At 32.7% G+C, this 18,894-nt stretch carries 15 protein-coding genes and 1 pseudogene; 4 read left to right on the top strand and 12 right to left on the bottom strand.

From position 1 onward, the window contains the following. Nucleotides 1-178 precede the first annotated feature (178 nt). The gene (locus tag N4T77_RS14750) at nucleotides 179-1,915 is read right to left on the bottom strand and encodes a DUF4153 domain-containing protein (RefSeq protein ID WP_261672597.1); all 1,737 of its coding nucleotides are present in this window, start codon (nucleotides 1,913-1,915) and stop codon (nucleotides 179-181) included. After that, on the bottom strand, nucleotides 1,912-3,117 hold the full coding sequence (gene nagZ, locus N4T77_RS14745) for a beta-N-acetylhexosaminidase (RefSeq protein ID WP_261672596.1): 1,206 nt from the start codon (nucleotides 3,115-3,117) through the stop codon (nucleotides 1,912-1,914). The genes N4T77_RS14750 and nagZ overlap by 4 nt, the downstream gene beginning before the upstream one ends. Nucleotides 3,118-3,507: 390 nt before the next feature. On the opposite strand from nagZ, the gene N4T77_RS14740 reads away from it, so the two are divergent. Then, entirely contained in the window at nucleotides 3,508-3,900 is a 393-nt protein-coding gene (locus tag N4T77_RS14740) for a pyridoxamine 5'-phosphate oxidase family protein (protein ID WP_261672595.1), read from the top strand. A 12-nt stretch (nucleotides 3,901-3,912) separates the two neighbouring features. Then, nucleotides 3,913-4,569 carry a DNA alkylation repair protein gene (locus N4T77_RS14735; protein WP_261672594.1) on the top strand — a complete coding sequence of 219 codons (657 nt, stop codon included), beginning with the start codon at nucleotides 3,913-3,915 and terminating at the stop codon, nucleotides 4,567-4,569. Nucleotides 4,570-4,709: 140 nt separating this feature from the next. On the opposite strand, the gene N4T77_RS14730 is transcribed toward N4T77_RS14735, so the two are convergent. The 4 genes and pseudogenes from N4T77_RS14730 to N4T77_RS14715 form a co-directional block, all read right to left on the bottom strand. After that, nucleotides 4,710-5,348 carry an NAD(P)H-dependent oxidoreductase gene (locus N4T77_RS14730; RefSeq protein WP_261672593.1) on the bottom strand — a complete coding sequence of 213 codons (639 nt, stop codon included), beginning with the start codon at nucleotides 5,346-5,348 and terminating at the stop codon, nucleotides 4,710-4,712. Then, entirely contained in the window at nucleotides 5,345-5,848 is a 504-nt protein-coding gene (locus N4T77_RS14725; RefSeq protein WP_261672592.1) for a flavodoxin family protein, read from the bottom strand. Before N4T77_RS14725 ends, N4T77_RS14730 begins: the two co-directional genes overlap by 4 nt. A gap of 226 nt (nucleotides 5,849-6,074) precedes the next feature. Continuing rightward, nucleotides 6,075-6,902 (bottom strand): annotated as a pseudogene (locus N4T77_RS14720) (class I SAM-dependent methyltransferase). 331 nt (nucleotides 6,903-7,233) lie between these two features. Then, nucleotides 7,234-8,124 (bottom strand): SPFH domain-containing protein, encoded by an 891-nt coding sequence (locus tag N4T77_RS14715; RefSeq protein WP_261672591.1) that lies wholly within the window; start codon nucleotides 8,122-8,124, stop codon nucleotides 7,234-7,236. Between the two features lie 407 nt (nucleotides 8,125-8,531). Here N4T77_RS14715 and N4T77_RS14710 point away from each other — a divergent pair, with 407 nt between their 5' ends. Continuing rightward, nucleotides 8,532-9,389, top strand: coding sequence for a hypothetical protein (locus N4T77_RS14710; protein ID WP_261672590.1), 858 nt, complete (start codon nucleotides 8,532-8,534; stop codon nucleotides 9,387-9,389). A 524-nt stretch (nucleotides 9,390-9,913) separates the two neighbouring features. Then, nucleotides 9,914-10,768, top strand: coding sequence for an AraC family transcriptional regulator (locus tag N4T77_RS14705; protein WP_261672589.1), 855 nt, complete (start codon nucleotides 9,914-9,916; stop codon nucleotides 10,766-10,768). 103 nt (nucleotides 10,769-10,871) lie between these two features. Here N4T77_RS14705 and N4T77_RS20300 read toward each other — a convergent pair whose 3' ends face one another. The 6 genes from N4T77_RS20300 to N4T77_RS14675 form a co-directional block, all read right to left on the bottom strand. Continuing rightward, the gene (locus N4T77_RS20300) at nucleotides 10,872-10,967 is read right to left on the bottom strand and encodes a YjbQ family protein (RefSeq protein WP_396125142.1); all 96 of its coding nucleotides are present in this window, start codon (nucleotides 10,965-10,967) and stop codon (nucleotides 10,872-10,874) included. 10 nt (nucleotides 10,968-10,977) lie between these two features. Then, the gene (locus N4T77_RS14695) at nucleotides 10,978-14,106 is read right to left on the bottom strand and encodes an MMPL family transporter (protein WP_261672588.1); all 3,129 of its coding nucleotides are present in this window, start codon (nucleotides 14,104-14,106) and stop codon (nucleotides 10,978-10,980) included. 146 nt (nucleotides 14,107-14,252) lie between these two features. Beyond that, nucleotides 14,253-14,846 (bottom strand): TetR/AcrR family transcriptional regulator, encoded by a 594-nt coding sequence (locus N4T77_RS14690; protein WP_261672587.1) that lies wholly within the window; start codon nucleotides 14,844-14,846, stop codon nucleotides 14,253-14,255. Nucleotides 14,847-15,253: 407 nt separating this feature from the next. Then, on the bottom strand, nucleotides 15,254-15,451 hold the full coding sequence (locus tag N4T77_RS14685) for an alpha/beta-type small acid-soluble spore protein (protein ID WP_261672586.1): 198 nt from the start codon (nucleotides 15,449-15,451) through the stop codon (nucleotides 15,254-15,256). Nucleotides 15,452-15,609: 158 nt separating this feature from the next. Continuing rightward, complete coding sequence (locus tag N4T77_RS14680) at nucleotides 15,610-18,597, bottom strand: DEAD/DEAH box helicase family protein (RefSeq protein WP_261672585.1); 2,988 nt, start codon at nucleotides 18,595-18,597, stop codon at nucleotides 15,610-15,612. Nucleotides 18,598-18,697: 100 nt separating this feature from the next. After that, the coding region (locus tag N4T77_RS14675; protein WP_261672584.1) for a hypothetical protein at nucleotides 18,698-18,894 on the bottom strand (197 nt) is incomplete at its 5' end.

The raw sequence follows: 18,894 nt of genomic DNA, 5'->3' as shown, positions 1-18,894 counted from the left end.
ATTGAAATATATTCGTGTTTAAATTAATACTATTTATTTAAGTTACTTACTAAGTATATCATCTTTTATTATATAAAGCAAACTACTTTAATTAATATACAGAGATTTGCATCTAAATTCCAGTAAAAATTTTATTTTTACTGGAATTTAAATGTGAAATCTCTGAAGAAATGCCATGCTACTTGATTTTTACAAGAATATAGAATTCAATTCCATTAGTATTCAACTCTCCACTTGATGGATTTTTACTACCTGCTACGTTTAAGAGAATAAATTTAACACTTACTTTATCGTTTTCTTCTACAAATGTCATGTCCTCTGGTGATATAAAGTTTTTATTTAAAGCTGCACTTTGTTTATGGAAAAGGTTCCTTGCAAAAGAGTTTAAATCTTTAGTATATACTTCAGTTCCATGATAATTTATTTTTACAACGGCAGTTTCATAATTATAATTTGCAGTTAAAGGAGCATTTGATACAGTACCCTCTCCATTAAGAGTCCTCATGTCAAATAGATAATCATATCCTTTTATATCTACAACCCTTTCCGATGGATCTCTCATAAAGTTAAAGAATCCTTCAGGACCTAGATAGTTTGGAACAACATATTCAAATCCAAATACCTTTTTCATATCTTCTAACTTAAAGTTTTCTGGAAGATATTTAACATCTTTTAAGCTGTGATTCCTGTTAAAATAATCAAGTATACTGCTTATCTGAGCTTTATCTTCTTGAGATATATCAAGAGAACTTTGTATCTTTCCATCCTTGATCATATTATCTTTTACAAGAATTTTTTCAAACCTATTATTCTGACTCATCTTTGAAATAGAGTAACTACTAACAGGACCAAATATAGAAATCAAAGTAACAATAGAAAGAGTAATAGGAATTACTATATTCCTCAACTTTTTAGCAAAGGAGAAGTATAGCATTATACAAAATACCCACAAAGCTAAGATAACAACAAAATATCTCTTTTCTGTTACCCCATAGGCATTTATTCTTATACCGATGGAAATAAACATCATTATTATAAGAGGTAAGATTATTTTAGGAGAAAATTTAAAAAACTTATTTTGCCATATATTCTCATCTTTTATAGGTGTAATAAAGAATAGTACTATAGTAACAATAACTGAATACCATAAAACCAGATGTGAAACTAATCCTACAGGCCACTGCATTGTTACTATTATCTTTCCAAAAAATATATATAGTATTATTGTATATATAGTCAAAAGTGGCATTACAATGTATAAAAGTAGTATTCTTAACAGCTTCGGATAAGATTTTAGATTTAATTCTCCAGTTTTAAGTGGTATTCCTGAAAGGAAATAGGATACTGCAAATAAAAAAATTACAAGCAGCCATGTATAATAATAAACTTTACCTAAAATTTTTATTCCAAGAAGTTTATCTATTGTAAACAAAATTGCGGAAAGTCCACCCTGTAATACAACTGAATAAATTATAGTAATAAAAAACCCTGTAAATACAGTTATAACGTACAGTTCAAATTGTTCTTTTTTTATAAAGTATGGTATAAAAAGAAAAGCTAGATATAGTATAAGACTTACCCCAACATACCTTGTAACAGGAACCATGGTCATGTTCTTTAAGAATAAAAAGTAATATAAAATCAGGAATAAAGAACCACTTATATAACCTGCTGCAAACTTGTAGATATTTTTTTCATCTCTTTTCTCAAAGAAAAGCTTTATACATAGTGAAATAGGAATCCCCAGTCCAAGAATCATAGCTATTCTTCCTAAAATATCCTCTCGCGGAGTAGTTTCCGATATTACTATAAGCATGGCAGCTACAGAAGCTGAAAACAATATAGTTATTGGAAACCTTTTAAGACTTGCGTAAATCCCAGCGAAAATGCTCCTAATGTACTTTACAACTTTCATTTAATCCCCTCCTTAATTGAATTATTTATGCTATTTACATCCAAGGTTGGAATGTTTTTATCAGATATATTGTATTTCTGCTTTAGTTTCAATATTTTGTATACACTATTATCAACTGTTTCCTGAGTCAAAGTGCCATTTTGAACTGCCGCCTTTAATGCATTGATTACTTGGGTCTCTTTATTAAAATCATGGCATACCAAGATAATATCACTTCCCGCGTTAACAGATGTCACCGCAGCCTCCCCTATGTTGTAATTATTTGCTATTGCTCCCATAGTCATGTCATCGGTTATTACAATTCCATCGTATTTCATACTATTTCTTAAAACATCAGTTATTATGGTTTTTGACATAGATGAAGGGTACTTTGGATCTATTTTAGGAAAAAGAATATGGGCAACCATTATAATATCAACATTATTCTTTATTGCCTCCGCAAAGGGAACTAGTTCAAAGTTCTTTAATCTAGTTAAGTCGTTGTTAACTACTGGAAGCCCTGTATGAGAATCTACCGAAGTATCCCCGTGACCTGGAAAATGTTTTACTGCAGGTATAATATTTTCAGAGCGAATTCCTTTCATGGTCTCAATTCCAAGTTTTGTTACAATATCTGAAGTAGGGCCAAAGGATCTGTCACCTATTACAGGATTTTTAGGGTTGCTATTTATATCCAAAACCGGAGCAAAATCAATATTGTATCCGAAGGCTTTCACCTCCTGCCCAAGTAATTTCCCCATAGAATATGAAAATGCACTATTGTTTATTTGACCTATAGCCTTATTGGTAGGAAGTTTCTCAAATTCAGGAGGCATTCTGTCTACCCTTCCACCCTCCTGATCAACTCCCAGAAATAATGGTATTTTACTCCCAGATTCTACGCTGATTTTCTTTAAAGAGTTAAGCAAGCTCAGGACCTGATTGGTATTTTCTACATTCTTACCAAGCAGTATGAACCCACCAACATGATATTTTGTAATTAGCTCACTTGAATGCTCGTCATTTATATAACCATCCACACCTGCAATTACCATCTGACCTATCTTTTCATCCAGAGTCATTCCTTTAACTTGTTCCAATGCCTTATCCACTTTTATGCTTGTATTATCGCTTTCTATTTTAATTTTTTTACATCCCACCAATGTTAAAAACACCATAATTGCAACTATAAAATATGCTGGTTTTTTAATCAATTCATTCATCTTCTTTCAATATTTTAATTTTTTATTTAAAATAAAGATAAAAATTCCACTACTTGATGCTCTATATCTTATATTAATTTTTCATATAGTTTAAACTAATTCAATACTAACATTCATATGTATCCAATATAAAATATAAATTTTGTTCTATAATAATAAATTACTATAGTTTATTTAATTATATATTATATCGTTTTAATATTATAGATATTTACATGTAGGTGATAAATTTGGGAACCTTTTCAAACTACAATATATAGCAAGTCCTGTAAAATGTGCCCATTGGGCTATTTTTTACTTGCATACATCACTTGTATTTAGCAGTCTTAGTGGTATAATTCTACTATAAGTACTAAAAATGTAAGTATTAAAGTATTGGAGGTATTACTAATGGAAGAGGTTTATGAATTTTTAAAGAAATGTGAGACTTACTATCTGGCAACAATGGATGGTGATCAACCAAGAGTACGTCCTTTTGGAACAGTTAACATATTTGAAGGCAAATTATATATTCAGACAGGAAAGTCTAAAGATGTTTCCAAGCAAATGATGAAAAATCCTAAGATTGAAATTTGTGGTATGTATGATGGTCAGTGGATTCGTGTTCAGGCAGTAGCCGTTGAAGATGACCGTATAGAAGCAAAACAAAGTATGCTTGACAGTTATCCTAGTTTACAATCAATGTATTCTGCAACAGATGACAACACTCAAGTATTGTACCTAAAAGATGTAGTAGCTACAATCTCTTCATTTACAACTGCTCCTAGAGTAGTTAAATTTTAACCTAAAATCGCCATGAATCAAGTTGATATTATTGAGATTTTTTATAGAAATAAATCAGAGGAAAATGCTTTACCTATGTCTGCATATATGAAAAACCAATTCCCTTTTCTTGGGTTGAAAAGACCTAAACGAAATGAGTTACAAAAAGCTTTTATAAAGGAAGCTAAAAAGAAAAAGGAAATTGACTGGGATTTTGTATTTAAATGCTGGGCTTTGCCAGAGCGTGAATTTCAATATCTCGCTGCTGACTACCTAGTAGCAATGAAAGATTATATGTTAGATACTGAAATTGAAAAAATAGAAAAGCTTATTGTTACTAAGTCCTGGTGGGATGCTGCGGATATTCTAGCACCAAAGGTAGTAGGGGAACTTTGTAGTAAATATCCCTATTTAATTGAAGAATATATTATGAAATGGTGTATCAGTGACAATATATGGTTAAGACGTACATCTCTTCTTTTTCAGCTTAAATATAAGGAAAAAACAGATACTAAGCTTTTAGAAAAGATTATTCTTGAAAACAAAGATACTAAAGAATTTTTTATCAATAAAGCTATTGGCTGGATACTAAGGGAATTCTCCAAAACAAACAAGGAATGGGTGAAAAGTTTTATTGATAATAATACTTTACATCCCCTAAGTGTAAAAGAAGGCAGTAAATATTTATAATCATAATAAGATTTATTTGAAATTTTCTTCTAAGCTTAATTATTTACGCAGTGCAAAACCTATGCTTTAATAATCTTTAAGCATAGGTTTTTTACATCTACTTTTTATTTCATAAATCTTCTTAAGCACTTGAAACCTTCCTATTTTCTTAAAAATAGATCTTTTCTCTTTAAACCATTTGCTTTAATTGATCGTCGCCATCCCATTTCTGCGGCAAGTTTATACAATACTCTTGGAAAGTTTGCTGTAGTAAATATATTCTCTTCTGAAGCACATTTAACTATGTTATCTGCAAGTTGTTTCAATACCTTTTCTAGGTTTTTCTTAGGCCCATGGCCAATTGGAATATTATTTAAAGCTGGAAGCATTCCGCCTGCTCCAATACCAATCCCCTGTCCCCACCTAAGTCCTGCTTTTGCACACCAATTTTCCATCATTTCAATTGCTAATTCATTATGATGACCTTCATAAAACCCACAGTTAACCAAGGAATAAACCATAATTTCTTTTTCCTTTATGTTTGCAAAATACCCTTCTAATTGAATAAGGCAATTTAACAGATGAGATGGAATTCCGTCCACATATAGAGGAAATGCAAATACTAAAATATCATACTCTATTAGTTCCTCCATCTCTTCTTTACTCAACTGCGGCTTTCTAAAGTAATATTCAGTAATTATATTACTATTCTTCTCCAAAAAAGCCTTCAATTCATGTAAGATACAGTTAGACGCACTGTCTTTCATTTTTGGGCTTCCATTTATAAGAGCTATCTTCATAGAATCTGCCCCTCCATTTCCTCAATACTGTTAACAAATGTAATACCACAAACATTACAATCTAAATTGATAGAATTTGCTTTTACCAACCTTTTAGCAGTTTGCTTTTCTCTTTCCATTATATTTTCACCATAAAACCATACCCTCATATCAAAATGATTTTCGTATCGTCTACGGTGATGCATCTCTCCGTTCCTTGTTATAAAGTAAGGGTGTACGTAGGAAATACTTCTGTCTAACACATTTTTTACAAATGGACTAAATCCACCGTAACAACATCTGCTTATAATAGTTACCTCTTTACATTTTGATAGATATTTTCCCATATCTCCGTATTTATCACCTATTACACAGGCTGCAGGTGTCTTCACCCAGCATCCAAAGCATCCTATGCAGTGATGTATAGTACCGTCATTAGAAATAACCATTGTCTCATCTAATGAATTAGGATATAATTTTTCAAAATCCTTAGTTTCTAAATCATGTATGAGTAATTTCATGTCTAACAATTCCTTTCACTAATAATTAATATTGTTTTATGGTTTCATATTTTAACTTTAAAATAGTGATTGCTGTGTCTTGCCTAGCTAAACTCCTCTGCTTTAATTATACTACATGTTTTAATATTACATCCTTTTTCTACCTGTAATAATTTTCTTTTTTACCATTTTTGAGAGTTGTAGCAAAAAATCACATAAGGTTCAATCCTCATGTGATTTATTATTTTCAATCAAGTAATTCCACTTCTTTAGGCTCAATTACTGCATCTTCCTCACTTGATTCCTTTATCAAAATGTCTAATGTATGTGCACTTGCTCCAAGCAAATCTGGTCTTTCACAGGTGGAAAAGTGATAATTAAGAAAAGCTTGAAATGTCTCTTCATCCATAACATTTATAACTTGTCTCATATAATTAGCTGGTCCATCCGCTGCAATTATTTTTATTCTCTTAAGTCCTGCTTCTTCATTTAATTTATTAATATCTTCAATTCTTACATAATCATATAAATCTTTTGGTTCTGATATAACATGAAAATCATCAGTAAGTTTCCCATTGTCAATACAGTCACGAATATTATTTTCCTTAAACCCATAGGTTAACACACTATATTCGTTCATACAATATGCTACTAAGATAACACCACTAGGCTTGGTTACCCTTTTTGCCTCTTGAAGGGCTTTTACCTTATCCTCCAATGTATATAAATGATACATTGGTCCAAACACTAAGGTGATGTCAAAAGTATTTTCTGAAAATCTTGATAAATCTAATGCTGTTCCCTAAAAGGCTTTTGCTGTACTTCCTTTTGACTTTAATATACCTAGATTATGTTTCACAAGTTCAATTGCAGTAACATCATATCCTTCATTTGCTAACTGTACAGAATATTTGCCTGTCCCTGCACCAACATCTAAGATTTTTGCGTTCTTATTATTCCCTAAATACTCATGAATATATTTCATAGAAGTTATATATTCAACTTGTCCATATTTTCTCGTTAATCTCTTATCCTCACAAAACTTATTATAGTATTTCTCCAATTCCATTGTCATGTTTTTATCTTCCTCTTCTGTTTTATTTTTAAAATTATTAAATACAAAATCTTTCTTTGTGGGGTTAAGTGGTATTATATCATATACTAGGGTTAAAGTCCAAGCAGCTGTTCGCTTCAACTGTGTTAAGTTCTGGGGGTACCCACCTATCGAAAGATAGGTGTCAGTATTTTGAAGGTTATCTTTAGAGATTTCAAGCCAATGCTTTTTACGTTAAGCATTGGCTTGCTGTTATATGATCAATTACATATTCAACTCCTGAATTAGCAATTTATGTTTTCAATTTATACTTTATCACTACTAGGGCAGTTATATTACTATTATGCAGCCTCTAATTATGAGGTGTTCCAGTGTTAACAACAGGCTGGGTAGACCTTTCACCACAAAGCACAACCATTAAGTTGCTTACCATAGCTGCTTTTCTTTCGTCGTCTAAATCTACTACTTTATTTTCACCTAATTTATTAATAGCCATTTCAACCATCCCCACTGCTCCTTCAACGATCTTCTGGCGTGCTGCAATTATAGCAGCTGCCTGCTGCCTTTGAAGCATCGATGCGGCAATTTCTGGGGCATAGGCAAGATGGCTAAGCCTTGCTTCTTCAACAATCACTCCTGCTTTTCCAACCCTTTCCTGAAGCTCATTTTTTAGTGCTTCTGAAACTTCATCTGCACTTCCTCTAAGAGAAATTTGTTTTGTATCATCAGTTATATCATAAGGGTACATGCCAGCTAGGTGCCTTAAGGCAGACTCGCTTTGTACTTTTACAAATTCTGAGTAATTTTCAACATTAAACAATGCTTCCACAGTATTATTAACCTTCCAAACAACAACAGTGGCAATTTCAATGGGATTACCCATTTCATCATTAACCTTCAACCTTTCACCATTAAGATTTCTAGACCGTAGAGAAACCTTCCTTTTAGTATAAAATGGGTTTGCCCAATGCCAACCTGATTGTTTAACTGTTCCCTTGTATGCTCCCATAAGGACAAGTGCAGCTCCTTCATTAGGTTGAAGAATGAAAAAACCCGGAAACATCAGTATCCATATTACAAAGCTGATGACGGCAATAATAATTAATATTACAGATAGTTTTGTAGACCCATTGTTTCCTGCATTAATACCTATAATAAATAGGGCAGCTGCTAAAATAAATAATAGTAAATTAATAAAGAATATGCTAATCCCCGAACTAGTTTTAATTTCCACTTCCTTCATAAGTAACTACCTCCTTAAAATATCTAGTACATATTACTATATACCTATTTATTTTACTTAATTTATACATAGACTGCATATAATGTATTTAGTCTATAATTTATTATATCCTACTTGGGCTAAGATTAGTTAATATTATCTATATATCACAGATTTTACTGGTAAGCAGCAGAATTCACTTGATGTCCTCTCCCATCATTTTCCTTAGTTAAAAATTCATCTTATTACAAATAATAACATACCTTTTAAATTAATCAATGTATCAGCACACCTGTACCATAAGACTATTCATAACGACCAAAGAAAGTCCTATTTAAAGGGACTATAGCCTTTTGTTGAATATCACACCACTTAAAAGTAAACAATAAAGATTACTATACATATAATTAATGTTTTAGAGGTGTCCTATGAAAAATATATTTTGGTATATTTGTTTAGCCGTTCTTGGTGTAAGTATTGCTGCCTATGCCATATATATAAAAAGGAACAAATATAAAGTTTCCACGCTTTTGGTTTTTTATTTATTCTCAGGAAGTCTTGCATGGATTGGTGAATTTTTGGTGCTTGGCTTATTTAATTCCTATGCTTACAAAACTGGTGTGTTTTCAAACCCTTGGGCTCAAAACCTGTTAGGGCATTTATTACTTAATACTACACTTTATCCAGCAACAGCAACTGTGATGGTAGCATTTTCTTTTCGGTATGGCTGGATTTTCTTTGTTGCAGCTTTTTTCACCTTTATAGAGTATTTGTTTGTGAAACAAGGACTATATGTGCATCATTGGTGGAGATACTACATGACGATTATTACAGTTGTTGGCATTCTATCATTTTACAGCAAATGGTTTTCGGAAATGAATAAAAAGCGCTATGGATTAATAAGATCCATAACATTCTACTTTGTGGCGATGATAATTATACATATCCCCAGCCCAATTTTATTGCTGTTGGAGAAACAACATTACCAAATAAGTTTAGTAAATAGATTATTTGTTGATTTATACCTGTCCAGTATCGTAATTATATTTTTCTATCATTTAATTGAATCTATCCTTTTAGTATTATTCACTTGTATACTTAAAAAATGGTATTGGAAGATGCTGCCCTTTATTATTTCTATTACAGTTCAAAGTATACTTGCAAGGATGGGTATATTGATTATGAAGAATGGTTGGAATTTGTTATACACGCTGATCATCTATGAAATATTTATAGCAGCATTCATTCTGGTTGAAAAATATACCTTAAAACCAGATTTAAATTAGTTTAATTTTGATATTCTGAAAGTGCTAAACTGTGCAAAGATAAACTAATCACTTTACTAATGACTAAAGGCGATAAACGTTTTCCTCTTCTCTATGCCTTTGGTAAAAACTACATCAAAGAATATATGTTTTTAATTCTTTTCACATAATACATACTCCTTTTTTGCCAAATTTGTTGAGATTTTTAGTAAATTACTTTTCTCCATATTAAGACAAGTTCATTGTTATTTTTTATAATTAGTTTACAATTCTATTCCATAATACCTATGTTATTATTTGTTTTAAAAATCACCAAAAAATCAAAAAGGGACAGGATTTTTATAGTAAAACATTGTCCTTTTTTCGTATATTTTTTATTATAATCGTAGTAAAAACTTCTATCCTTGCTTCTATATGGTAAAATATTATTAAAATAATAGAACTAGTAAACATCAATACTTATTTAAAGCTGTCATCAGATAGCATTTAAAGACAGGCTAACTAACTGTAAAAGATTTATTATAGATGTAGAGAGGAGTGGCTTTATGGATTGGCTTAAAGCAATGAACAATGCAGTTGAATATATAGAGGATAACATTAATGAAAAATTTGATATTGAAAAGGTATCAAAAATTGCCTTATCGTCTCCTTTTCACTTTCAGCGTATGTATCATATGATAACCGGTGTTACAGTAGCAGAATATATAAGGAGACGAAGACTTACACTGGCTACACAGGATATTTTGTCCGGTGAAAAAATAATTAATGTAGCCTATAAGTATGGCTATGAAACACCAGAGTCCTTTACAAAGGCTTTTAAAAAACTGCATGGAATAAGCCCTACTGCAGCTCGAGAGCAGGGAGCAAGTCTCAAGGCATATCCTAAGCTGTCCTTTCATATTTCAATAAAAGGAGATAAAGATATGAATTATAAGATTGTTGAAAAAGGAAGTTTTAAAGTAGTAGGTAAGCAGAAAAGAATGACAATGTCCGGAGAAGAGAACTTTAAACAAGTGCCTAAGTTTTGGTACGATTGTATGGCTGATGGTTCCTATGATTGGCTTACATCAAAGGCAGGCAAGCTTGGTGTTCTAGGTGTATCTAAGGACTTTGATAAATTTACAGATGAATTTAATTATATGATAGCAGTTGAGGAAATAAAGGATCCCCTTCCGAAAGGATATATTTCCGCAACCATCCCTGCTGCAACCTGGGCTGTATTTGAATCAGTAGGTCCAGTTCCTGAATCTTTACATGAGCTTCTTAGAAGAATATATTCAGAGTGGATGCCTTCTACTGGATATCAGCATGATTGTGCACCGGATATTGATGTATTTCCTATAGGAGATATGTCCTCCCCTGATTATAGATGTGAACTTTGGATTCCTGTAAGGAAGTAAAATTACGTAATACTATGATAAAGTTGTCAAAGTTATAGTACCGGTATTTTTGAGATTATTTTTAGAAATTTTAAGCCAATGCTTAGTTGCTAAGCATTGGCTTTTAAATTATTTTTACATAGAACTTCCTATTTCTTGATTCATCAAATTCACAGAAATATATACTCTTCCAGCTTCCTAACTTTAGCTTAGAGAAGATATCGACAACTTTATGAAACTTCAGTTTCTAAATCTAGATTAACTTTCTTTCTAGAAAGCTTATTTGAAATAAGTTCAGTTAAAGATATCAGTGCAGGTAGGAATATCGGTAGTAATACAAAGCATAGTACTACCAACCCTGTTATAACCGCTATTGCTAGTTCAATCAGTAGATATAGCCCTGACGGCATTAAGGTAGCAAAGGTTCCTCCTAATATAATTGCTGCTGACATTACTACACCACCTATATTCTTCGATGCTAGAACAATCGCCTCCCTAGGTGAAAGTTCTGTATATTCCTTAAACCTCATCATTATAAATATACTGTAATCTACACCTAACGCAACAATTATTATGAAGGCAAAGAAAGGCACAAAGGAAGAAATTCCATCAAGCTTTAATATATTAGATACAGCAAAATTCGTTACTGCCATAGCCGAATAGTATGCTGCCATAAGTGACCCTATTATATATACAGGAGTCCAGAAAGACCTTATCACAGCAAGCAGCACTATAAATATACCTACAAGCACTATTACTGTTGTCCTGTTTAAATCCCTGGTAAGCACATTATTCATATCATTTGTTGTTGAACTAGGTCCAGATGTTCCGAATTTAGCTTTAGAAATAACTGTTCCCTTTAATCCACTTGATACAGTATCATTTATCTCCTGTACTGTTTTTACAGCAGATACTGAATATGGGTCATCTTTTAATATGATCATCATCTTTGTTATCTTTCTATCACCGGACATGTAGTTGTCCATAACCTTTTTAAAGTCATTACTTGTTAATGCTTCCTTAGGTATAAAAAAGGTTTTATTGCTATTAAGCTGGGATAGGAAATTATTTGTCTTATCAAGGCCTTCAGAAACATCTCCTAATCCGTTTCCGCTCTTGCCTATGCCATCCTTCAGCTTACCCATACCTCCAGATAGTTCTTCCAAACCGCTATTTAACATCTGTTGTCCACCCTTGATCTTGCCAACACCAGATGATACCTTAGACATATTTTCAATAATTAATTTTTGCCCTGCACTTCCCTGTTTAAGTCCTTCCGCTAAAGATGCAGCTCCCTTCTGCAATTCGTCAAGACCAGTAACCATTTGAGCTTGTGCAGCCCCTATCTTTTTCAGGCCATCATTTGCTTGAGCGAAGGAATTTGTAAGCTCAGTGTAATTTGTATTTAACTGCTGAAGTCCTCCCTTAAGCTGCGTTATCCCACTTGAGAGCTGATTTACACTACTCTTTAGGTTATCGTATCTTGGATCATTTACAATTAGGTTTGCCAAATCTGGATTTACAGCGGTGTCTTCCAGTGAATTCACCAGCTGGCTCATTCCTGTTAAGCCTTGTTGTATTCCTGATATGCTTTGTTCAATACCTTTATACCCCTCTCCAAGCTTAGCATATCCTCCTTGAAGCTGAGTTAAGCCACCTGCTATACTATTTGTGTTTTTGCTTACAGCCTCTAACCCATCCCTCAGCTTGCCAATTCCTTCGCTTATGCTGTAAGCGCCACTATCCCCTTGACTTATACCATTATCTATCTTTTGCAGCCCATCAGTGATGCTGCCTAAACTTTTTTGAAGCTCTCCTGTTCCTTTAACCAGATCATTTACACTTGAAAAATCAGGAGCTGATAAACTATTATTCATTTGGTTTAGCCCATCGTGAATCTTATTGACACCATCTTTCGTGGCGGAAATTCCTCCTACTACAGTTTTTGTTTGATCACTTATATAAAAATCATTTATTTGTTCACCTATTGGCTGAGTTATGGTTAAAACCTTTTTAACTCCATTAAGGCTCTTTACTCTCTCAGTTATTTGATCAATGGCTGCTAGAGAATCGTTGTTGTCCATAGCTTTGTCATTTTCTATTACTACCGTTGTAGGCAATGCCTGTCCTTTACCAAAATGCTCTGCTGCTATGTTAAAACCTTTAGATGAAGGGTACGCATTTCCTAGCTCTTTTAATGTATCAAAGGATAGGTTTGTATTGCTAAATAAAAATGTTGGTATTATTAGAGTTATTATTACCAGCAGAGATAATACAGGATGTTTTACAGATACAGAAGTTACCTTTTCCCAAAGCTTACTATCCTTATGTCCACTCACACTTTTTGATGGCCAGAAAAGCTTCTTTCCTAAAACCTTCATTATAAACGGAGTTAAGGTTAATATCTCCAAGAGAAGTATAGCCGAACCTATAGCCACTACATTACCTGATTGGTATATTCCAAATTCAGCAAAACTTAAACTTAAGAACGCAATAAACACTGTAATTATGCTAAAAATTATTGTCTTACCTGCTGTTTTATAAGTGTTTACAATGGCATCATCTACTGAATGTCCGTATGAAAGTTCTTCTTTAAACCTATTAAACAAAAGTATGTTGTAGTCAGTTCCTATACCAAATAGTATCAATACAAGCAGCATTTGAGTTAAACTTGTTACAGGAAAGCCTGCCTTATCAATAAGCTGTGCTGCAATTCCCATTGAACAAAGGTAGGAAACCCCTACTGCCGCTAGAGATATTAAAGGAGTAATTATTGATCTGAACATAAACATCAATATTCCCAATATAAATAGTACTGTGATTGCAGCACTCTTTTCTACTCCTGCTTGAGTAGCTTTTAAATAATCATCATTAATAAAATCCTCCCCAGTTAGGTAGTGCTCTACTTTAATATTCTTAAGCTCTGTTTCAAATTCTTTTTTAATGTCAGAAGCTTCTCTACCTTTTTTATCTAATTTAAAAGTTACCATAAGTGTGGTACCATCCTCAGATACCAAGGAGCTTTTAGCTTCTGGCTTACCAAAAGGATCTAGAAGGTCATCTATGCCGAGTTTATCTTTGTTTGCCCTTATTACATCAACCCCAGCTTGTATTTCCTTCATCTCACTATCTGATATCTTATCTTTGTCATAAAAAACAATTATGTCACTTTTACCTTTATCTGTGCCCATCTTTTTCAATATGGAATCTGCCACCCTAGAAGGACTGTCATTGCTTATAGTTTCCTGTCCCCTCATTCTTAGTATTGCATTAACATCCGGCTGGAACATAGTTAGTAAAATAGTTGCTGTAATCCACAGGATAAAAATCACCCAGCGGAGCTTTAATATTTTTTTCATTTACTGATCCTCCTTAGACTCTTGCTACATTGTAACTAATTATATTTCTAAATCTTATGCCTATCTAAAACTGAAATTTATCTAAATGAACAATTGTTCATTTTTAGCGCAAAAATATTTTCATGCCGGTAGCATGAAAATCTAGGTTATAGTATTCTTTTTTCAATGTCATCAAAGTAAATATTTATAAGCTGCTGAATAAGATAGCTTATTTTCATCCCATCATCATTGTTTCTAAGTATCATACAAACTCCATCCACCAAAGTAGCAGCAAGTATGTATGTAATATCTTTGTACTTAAGTATTATTCCCTTACTTTTTAGTTGCTGCACAAGCTGATCTTTCAAAATACCGTGTACATGTAATATTAAATCCTCTTTTATATCATGATACTTAGTTCCCTTACTTTTATCCATTAAAATTAAAAGTTCAGTGCTGTTATCCTTAAATATATCTATTATCTTATTTTTTATATTTGTTAACTCCCATATGGGGTCTTGGTAGCTTGTGTCTACCTTCCCGAGATTCAGTACATAATTCATTAGCTTATCATATACTGGCTCAACTATTGTATTAAATAGACATTCTTTGTTTTGAAAGTATTTATAGACACTTCCAACAGAAACTCCTGCATTTTGTGCAATGTTTCTCACAGAAGCATCTAAGTATCCTTTTTCTTTGAATTCCTTTAACCCTGATTGAAGTATTTTTTCTTTAACGTCTTCTTTTAAATACTGCATCAATGAACCTCCGTTCATTTTTATTTAATTGTATTCTATTCGTTGAAGAATGTAAATAGGTTGTTTGATGCTTATGATGTAGTTTATTGCTACACTGTGCAAGTCTTCATATAATATTTTATTATACCAGTTTTGTATTATTATCTATTCACTTTACTATTATTCCAGAAAAATAGCTAAGAGAAATGAATATTGCTCATTCTTTAATAATGAACTTTATTTGAAAATCTCCATTTTTAAGTTCTCCATTTCAACACTTTTATTAATAATTATATTGTAAACATTAAGTTAAAGCAGCTAAAGAAGGAGCTGCTGCATTAAGTAATTTACATACAACATATCGTAGTATTTATTCTTAGTACAACAGCTCCTTATTTATATAAACTTTTTAATAGGCTAATTTCATTTTAAAGATTTCTTTCATAAGCCTCAACCATCTTCTTAACCATTTGTCCTCCAATAGATCCTGCTTCTCTTGCAGTTAGGTCTCCATTATAGCCTTCTTTTAAATCTACCCCAACTTCCCTTGCGGACTCCATTTTGAATTGATTTAACCCTGCCTTTGCCTCTGGTACTAATACTCTATTACTATTTCTATTTGCCATAATGTTTTCCTCCTTTTTATATATGAATTATTTAAGCATTAATATTATATGCGAATAACTATTACTTAAACTTAATAATTGGAGGAAAAGTATCCATTGTATTCCACATATCAGTTAACAATATAACTAATTTGCATCTATTTTTACTAAAAGTGTCATTACTTCCCTTTTTCCATTATTATCTCTTCTATAAGCAGGGAATAAGTTAGAAATCTATCTAAAAACTTAACCAGCAGCTCTCCATTCATCTCATCTTCTAATTGTTCCTTATCTATGCTGCAGATAGAAAGCCAATCGTCACCATTAAACCTCAAAACCTCTCCCTCAAATCTTTCAACTAGAAGCTCTCTTCTCCTGTGTTTAGCGTCCTTGTCCTTTTTAAGTCCATTATTTAAACGGGAAATAGCTCCCTGTCCTGCCAGCTTAGATATACTTTTTACTATGTATATTCTCTTTTCATCTTCTAAGCAGTGAGAAAGTTCAATTTGAGAGAAAAATTCCCCAAACTTACTGCAGGTAGTACCTAAGGTTATATGTGAATTAGGAAATCTCCCCTCTGTTCCCCAAGGACCAACTGCCAAGAACATCTGGTGCTTTTGTCCCTTAACCTCTAAAACATCTGTACTTTCCTCTTCTCCATAAAATAAAATTTCCTCCATGTCTTCAAACCTCTCTGAAGAATAGGTTTCAGAAACTGCCTTTATGTCTAATTTAATTTTTTGTAAATCTACCTTTATGTCACTTTCTAAAGGAGCCTTAAGTAAAATCTTTTTGAATTTATCTATGTTATCCTCTTCCACTAGCTTTAGGTTTACTGCTTTCACCAAGCTTTTAAAGGCTTCAAATTGTTTCTTAGTATCTTCTTTATCAACAGCAGTCTCCTCCAGCACATCATAAAAAGGATATTGGTCTCCCTTTATCATGTTTTCGGCCCTGGTTAAAAGCTGTAAATTGCTTAACTCTGTTAAACCTCCCTTAGACATAGGCTTAATATGGTCAATTTGAAAATCCCTTTTTTTATTACTCTTGAAATCACTTATAGCACTGTGGTAGTAGCCTTCACTGTCTCTGCTTCTATTATAAACAGAGTTAACTATTTTCCTCCAATAAACAGGATTTATCCTTCTAATCTCTGACAAGCTTAACTTAGAAAGTTCAATCTGTTCTTCTATTATTTCCGGCCTTTCTCTCTCTAATTCATCATCATCATTGTTTAGTTTATAAAGTTCTAGGTTAATAGCGTTTACAAAATACTTTTTATTACTGCCAAAGAATAATTTCCAGAAGCTACCCTCCGCCGTCCAAAGTGCATCTATATACTTCTGCTGAGTTCTAGCTCCCATATCCTCGTCCCACATATACTTAGCTATTTTAGAAACATCGAAATTCTCCCTATCTTCAAGCTTAAGCATAGATGGCTTTGTTTCCTTTAAAGCATAGTAACGAAGTATATCCTTAATATCCTCATCTCTATATCCTAAGGTTTTATCATAGCCTTCAAAGTATTCCTTCTTTACAAAGTTGCAAAGGTAGTCTAATTCATAATCATCAAGAAATTCCTTTTCCTCTACTTTCTTCTCCTCAAAGATATAGTCTAGATCATTAATAAAATCTTCATAAGCCTGCTTTAAACAATCATAAACCAATATGTCACAGTTCTTTTCGTCTGGCTCACCATCCTTTGAAGGAATGAGAATTGAAAAGGAATAAACACCAACAGGAACTCTTTCAGCAAAATCTAAGTTCTCAATATCCGCTGTATCTACCGTTTCATCCATAATTCTTGCAAATTCCTCTATTTTACTTATGGCAATAAGCCTTGCTACCTGCTCTTTTCTTTCTCTTTCATTTGGCTCATTAGTGCCCATGCCGTCATAGAGCCTCTGCGGGTTAACCCAAGAAATCTTGTCCTTCCAGCTGTCTATAAAGCTGACGATGTATGCCTTGTCCGTTCCTCCAGCCTTTTTCCCTCTTAATGCTCTGCCTATCATCTGGGTCATTAATATGGTAGAAGTAGTTGGTCTTGTTAAAAAGGCAGTCTGAACCCCTGGCAAATCTGTACCTTCCGTAAGTATATTTACATTAACCAATACCTTTAACTCCCCATTTCTAAATCTCTGAAGCTTTTCTGCATTTTCTTCATTAGATATGGTAACTCCTGTGTACATGTCCTTTATTGAAGACACCACAAAATCAGAAGGTATTTTGTATTTATTAAATAGTGCATTTAACTCAATAGCATGCTCTACATTAACTGCAAAGACTAAGGTCTGACCATATTTATCTTCATTCTCTAGGTAGTGATTTACAATTAAACTGTTACGGTCCTTGTTTCTAGCAATCTGTTCTGCAATATCTTCTGGCAAGCTGTCAAAAGCTTGTATACTTTTTATATCCCTTTCTGTTAAATCATTAGTCATATCAATTTTAGTATTTAACTCAATAAAAACTGGATCTGCTAGTATTTCTCTATTTATCAATGTCTTTAAATCCACACCATACACAATATCGTCTTCAAAAACAGTTTTAAGCAATCCCTTTTCACTTTCGGAGGTTCTAAAAGGGGTAGCAGTAAGGCCAAGAAGCTTAAACCAGTTTTTATTTTCTTCAGACAATCTATCTATAATTTTTCTATAGGACTTAGCAGTAGAATGGTGTGCCTCATCTATTACTAAGAACAGGTTATCTAAGTTTTTTCCAACCCAATTATTTATAAGATAATTGATACCATGATTTAAACTATCCTTACTGGCAATTATAAAATCGTCTTCTTCCTTTATATTTACAGGTCTATCATGCATACCAGATAATACTCTAAAGGAAAATTGCTTTCTATTTTTCATAATATCTGAGTAGGAATTATTAACTACTGCGTCTAGGGCCTGATTTAAAAGCTCATGTCTGTGGGCTATCCACAAAACCTTCTTCCCTTCATCTATTATATTTTTCAACACCCATTGTACCGCTGTGAGAGTTTTTCCTCCTCCAGTAGGTATAACTAATAAACCTTTAAAGTTATCTCTTTTATTTATACTTTGATTCAAGGCCTTAATAGCCTCATTTTGATGTAAATAAAGATTTTTTGGGTTCTTCCCTGCTTTTACTTTAATAATACCTGCATTTTTATTTAGTACCTTTTCCACCATAATCTCCCCCAAACTTTATGTCTATTAAATTACGGAAATAATAACTTCACTATTTTACATTATTCTACAGGAATCTATCTCCAACAATTATAACAAATTCTTAAAATATAGTCACTAGTTGGAAATTTTTTAAGGTGGCGTGTTTACTTATAAAACCTAAACAAATAGTTGCTTCATCTAGATAGCACAAAAGGACTAATTCAAAATTTTCTTTTGAATTAGTCCTTTTTCTATAACCTGGCAGCGACCTACTCTTCCACTCAGTCTCCCGAGCAGTACCATCGGCACTGTGAAGCT

Origin of the sequence: Clostridium sp. CX1 (genome assembly GCF_025398335.1) — a bacterium.
Lineage (GTDB): Bacteria > Bacillota > Clostridia > Clostridiales > Clostridiaceae > Clostridium_AM > Clostridium_AM tanneri.
The sequence above is the reverse complement of the archived record's forward strand: the minus strand, read 5'-3'. Positions and strand labels throughout refer to the sequence as shown.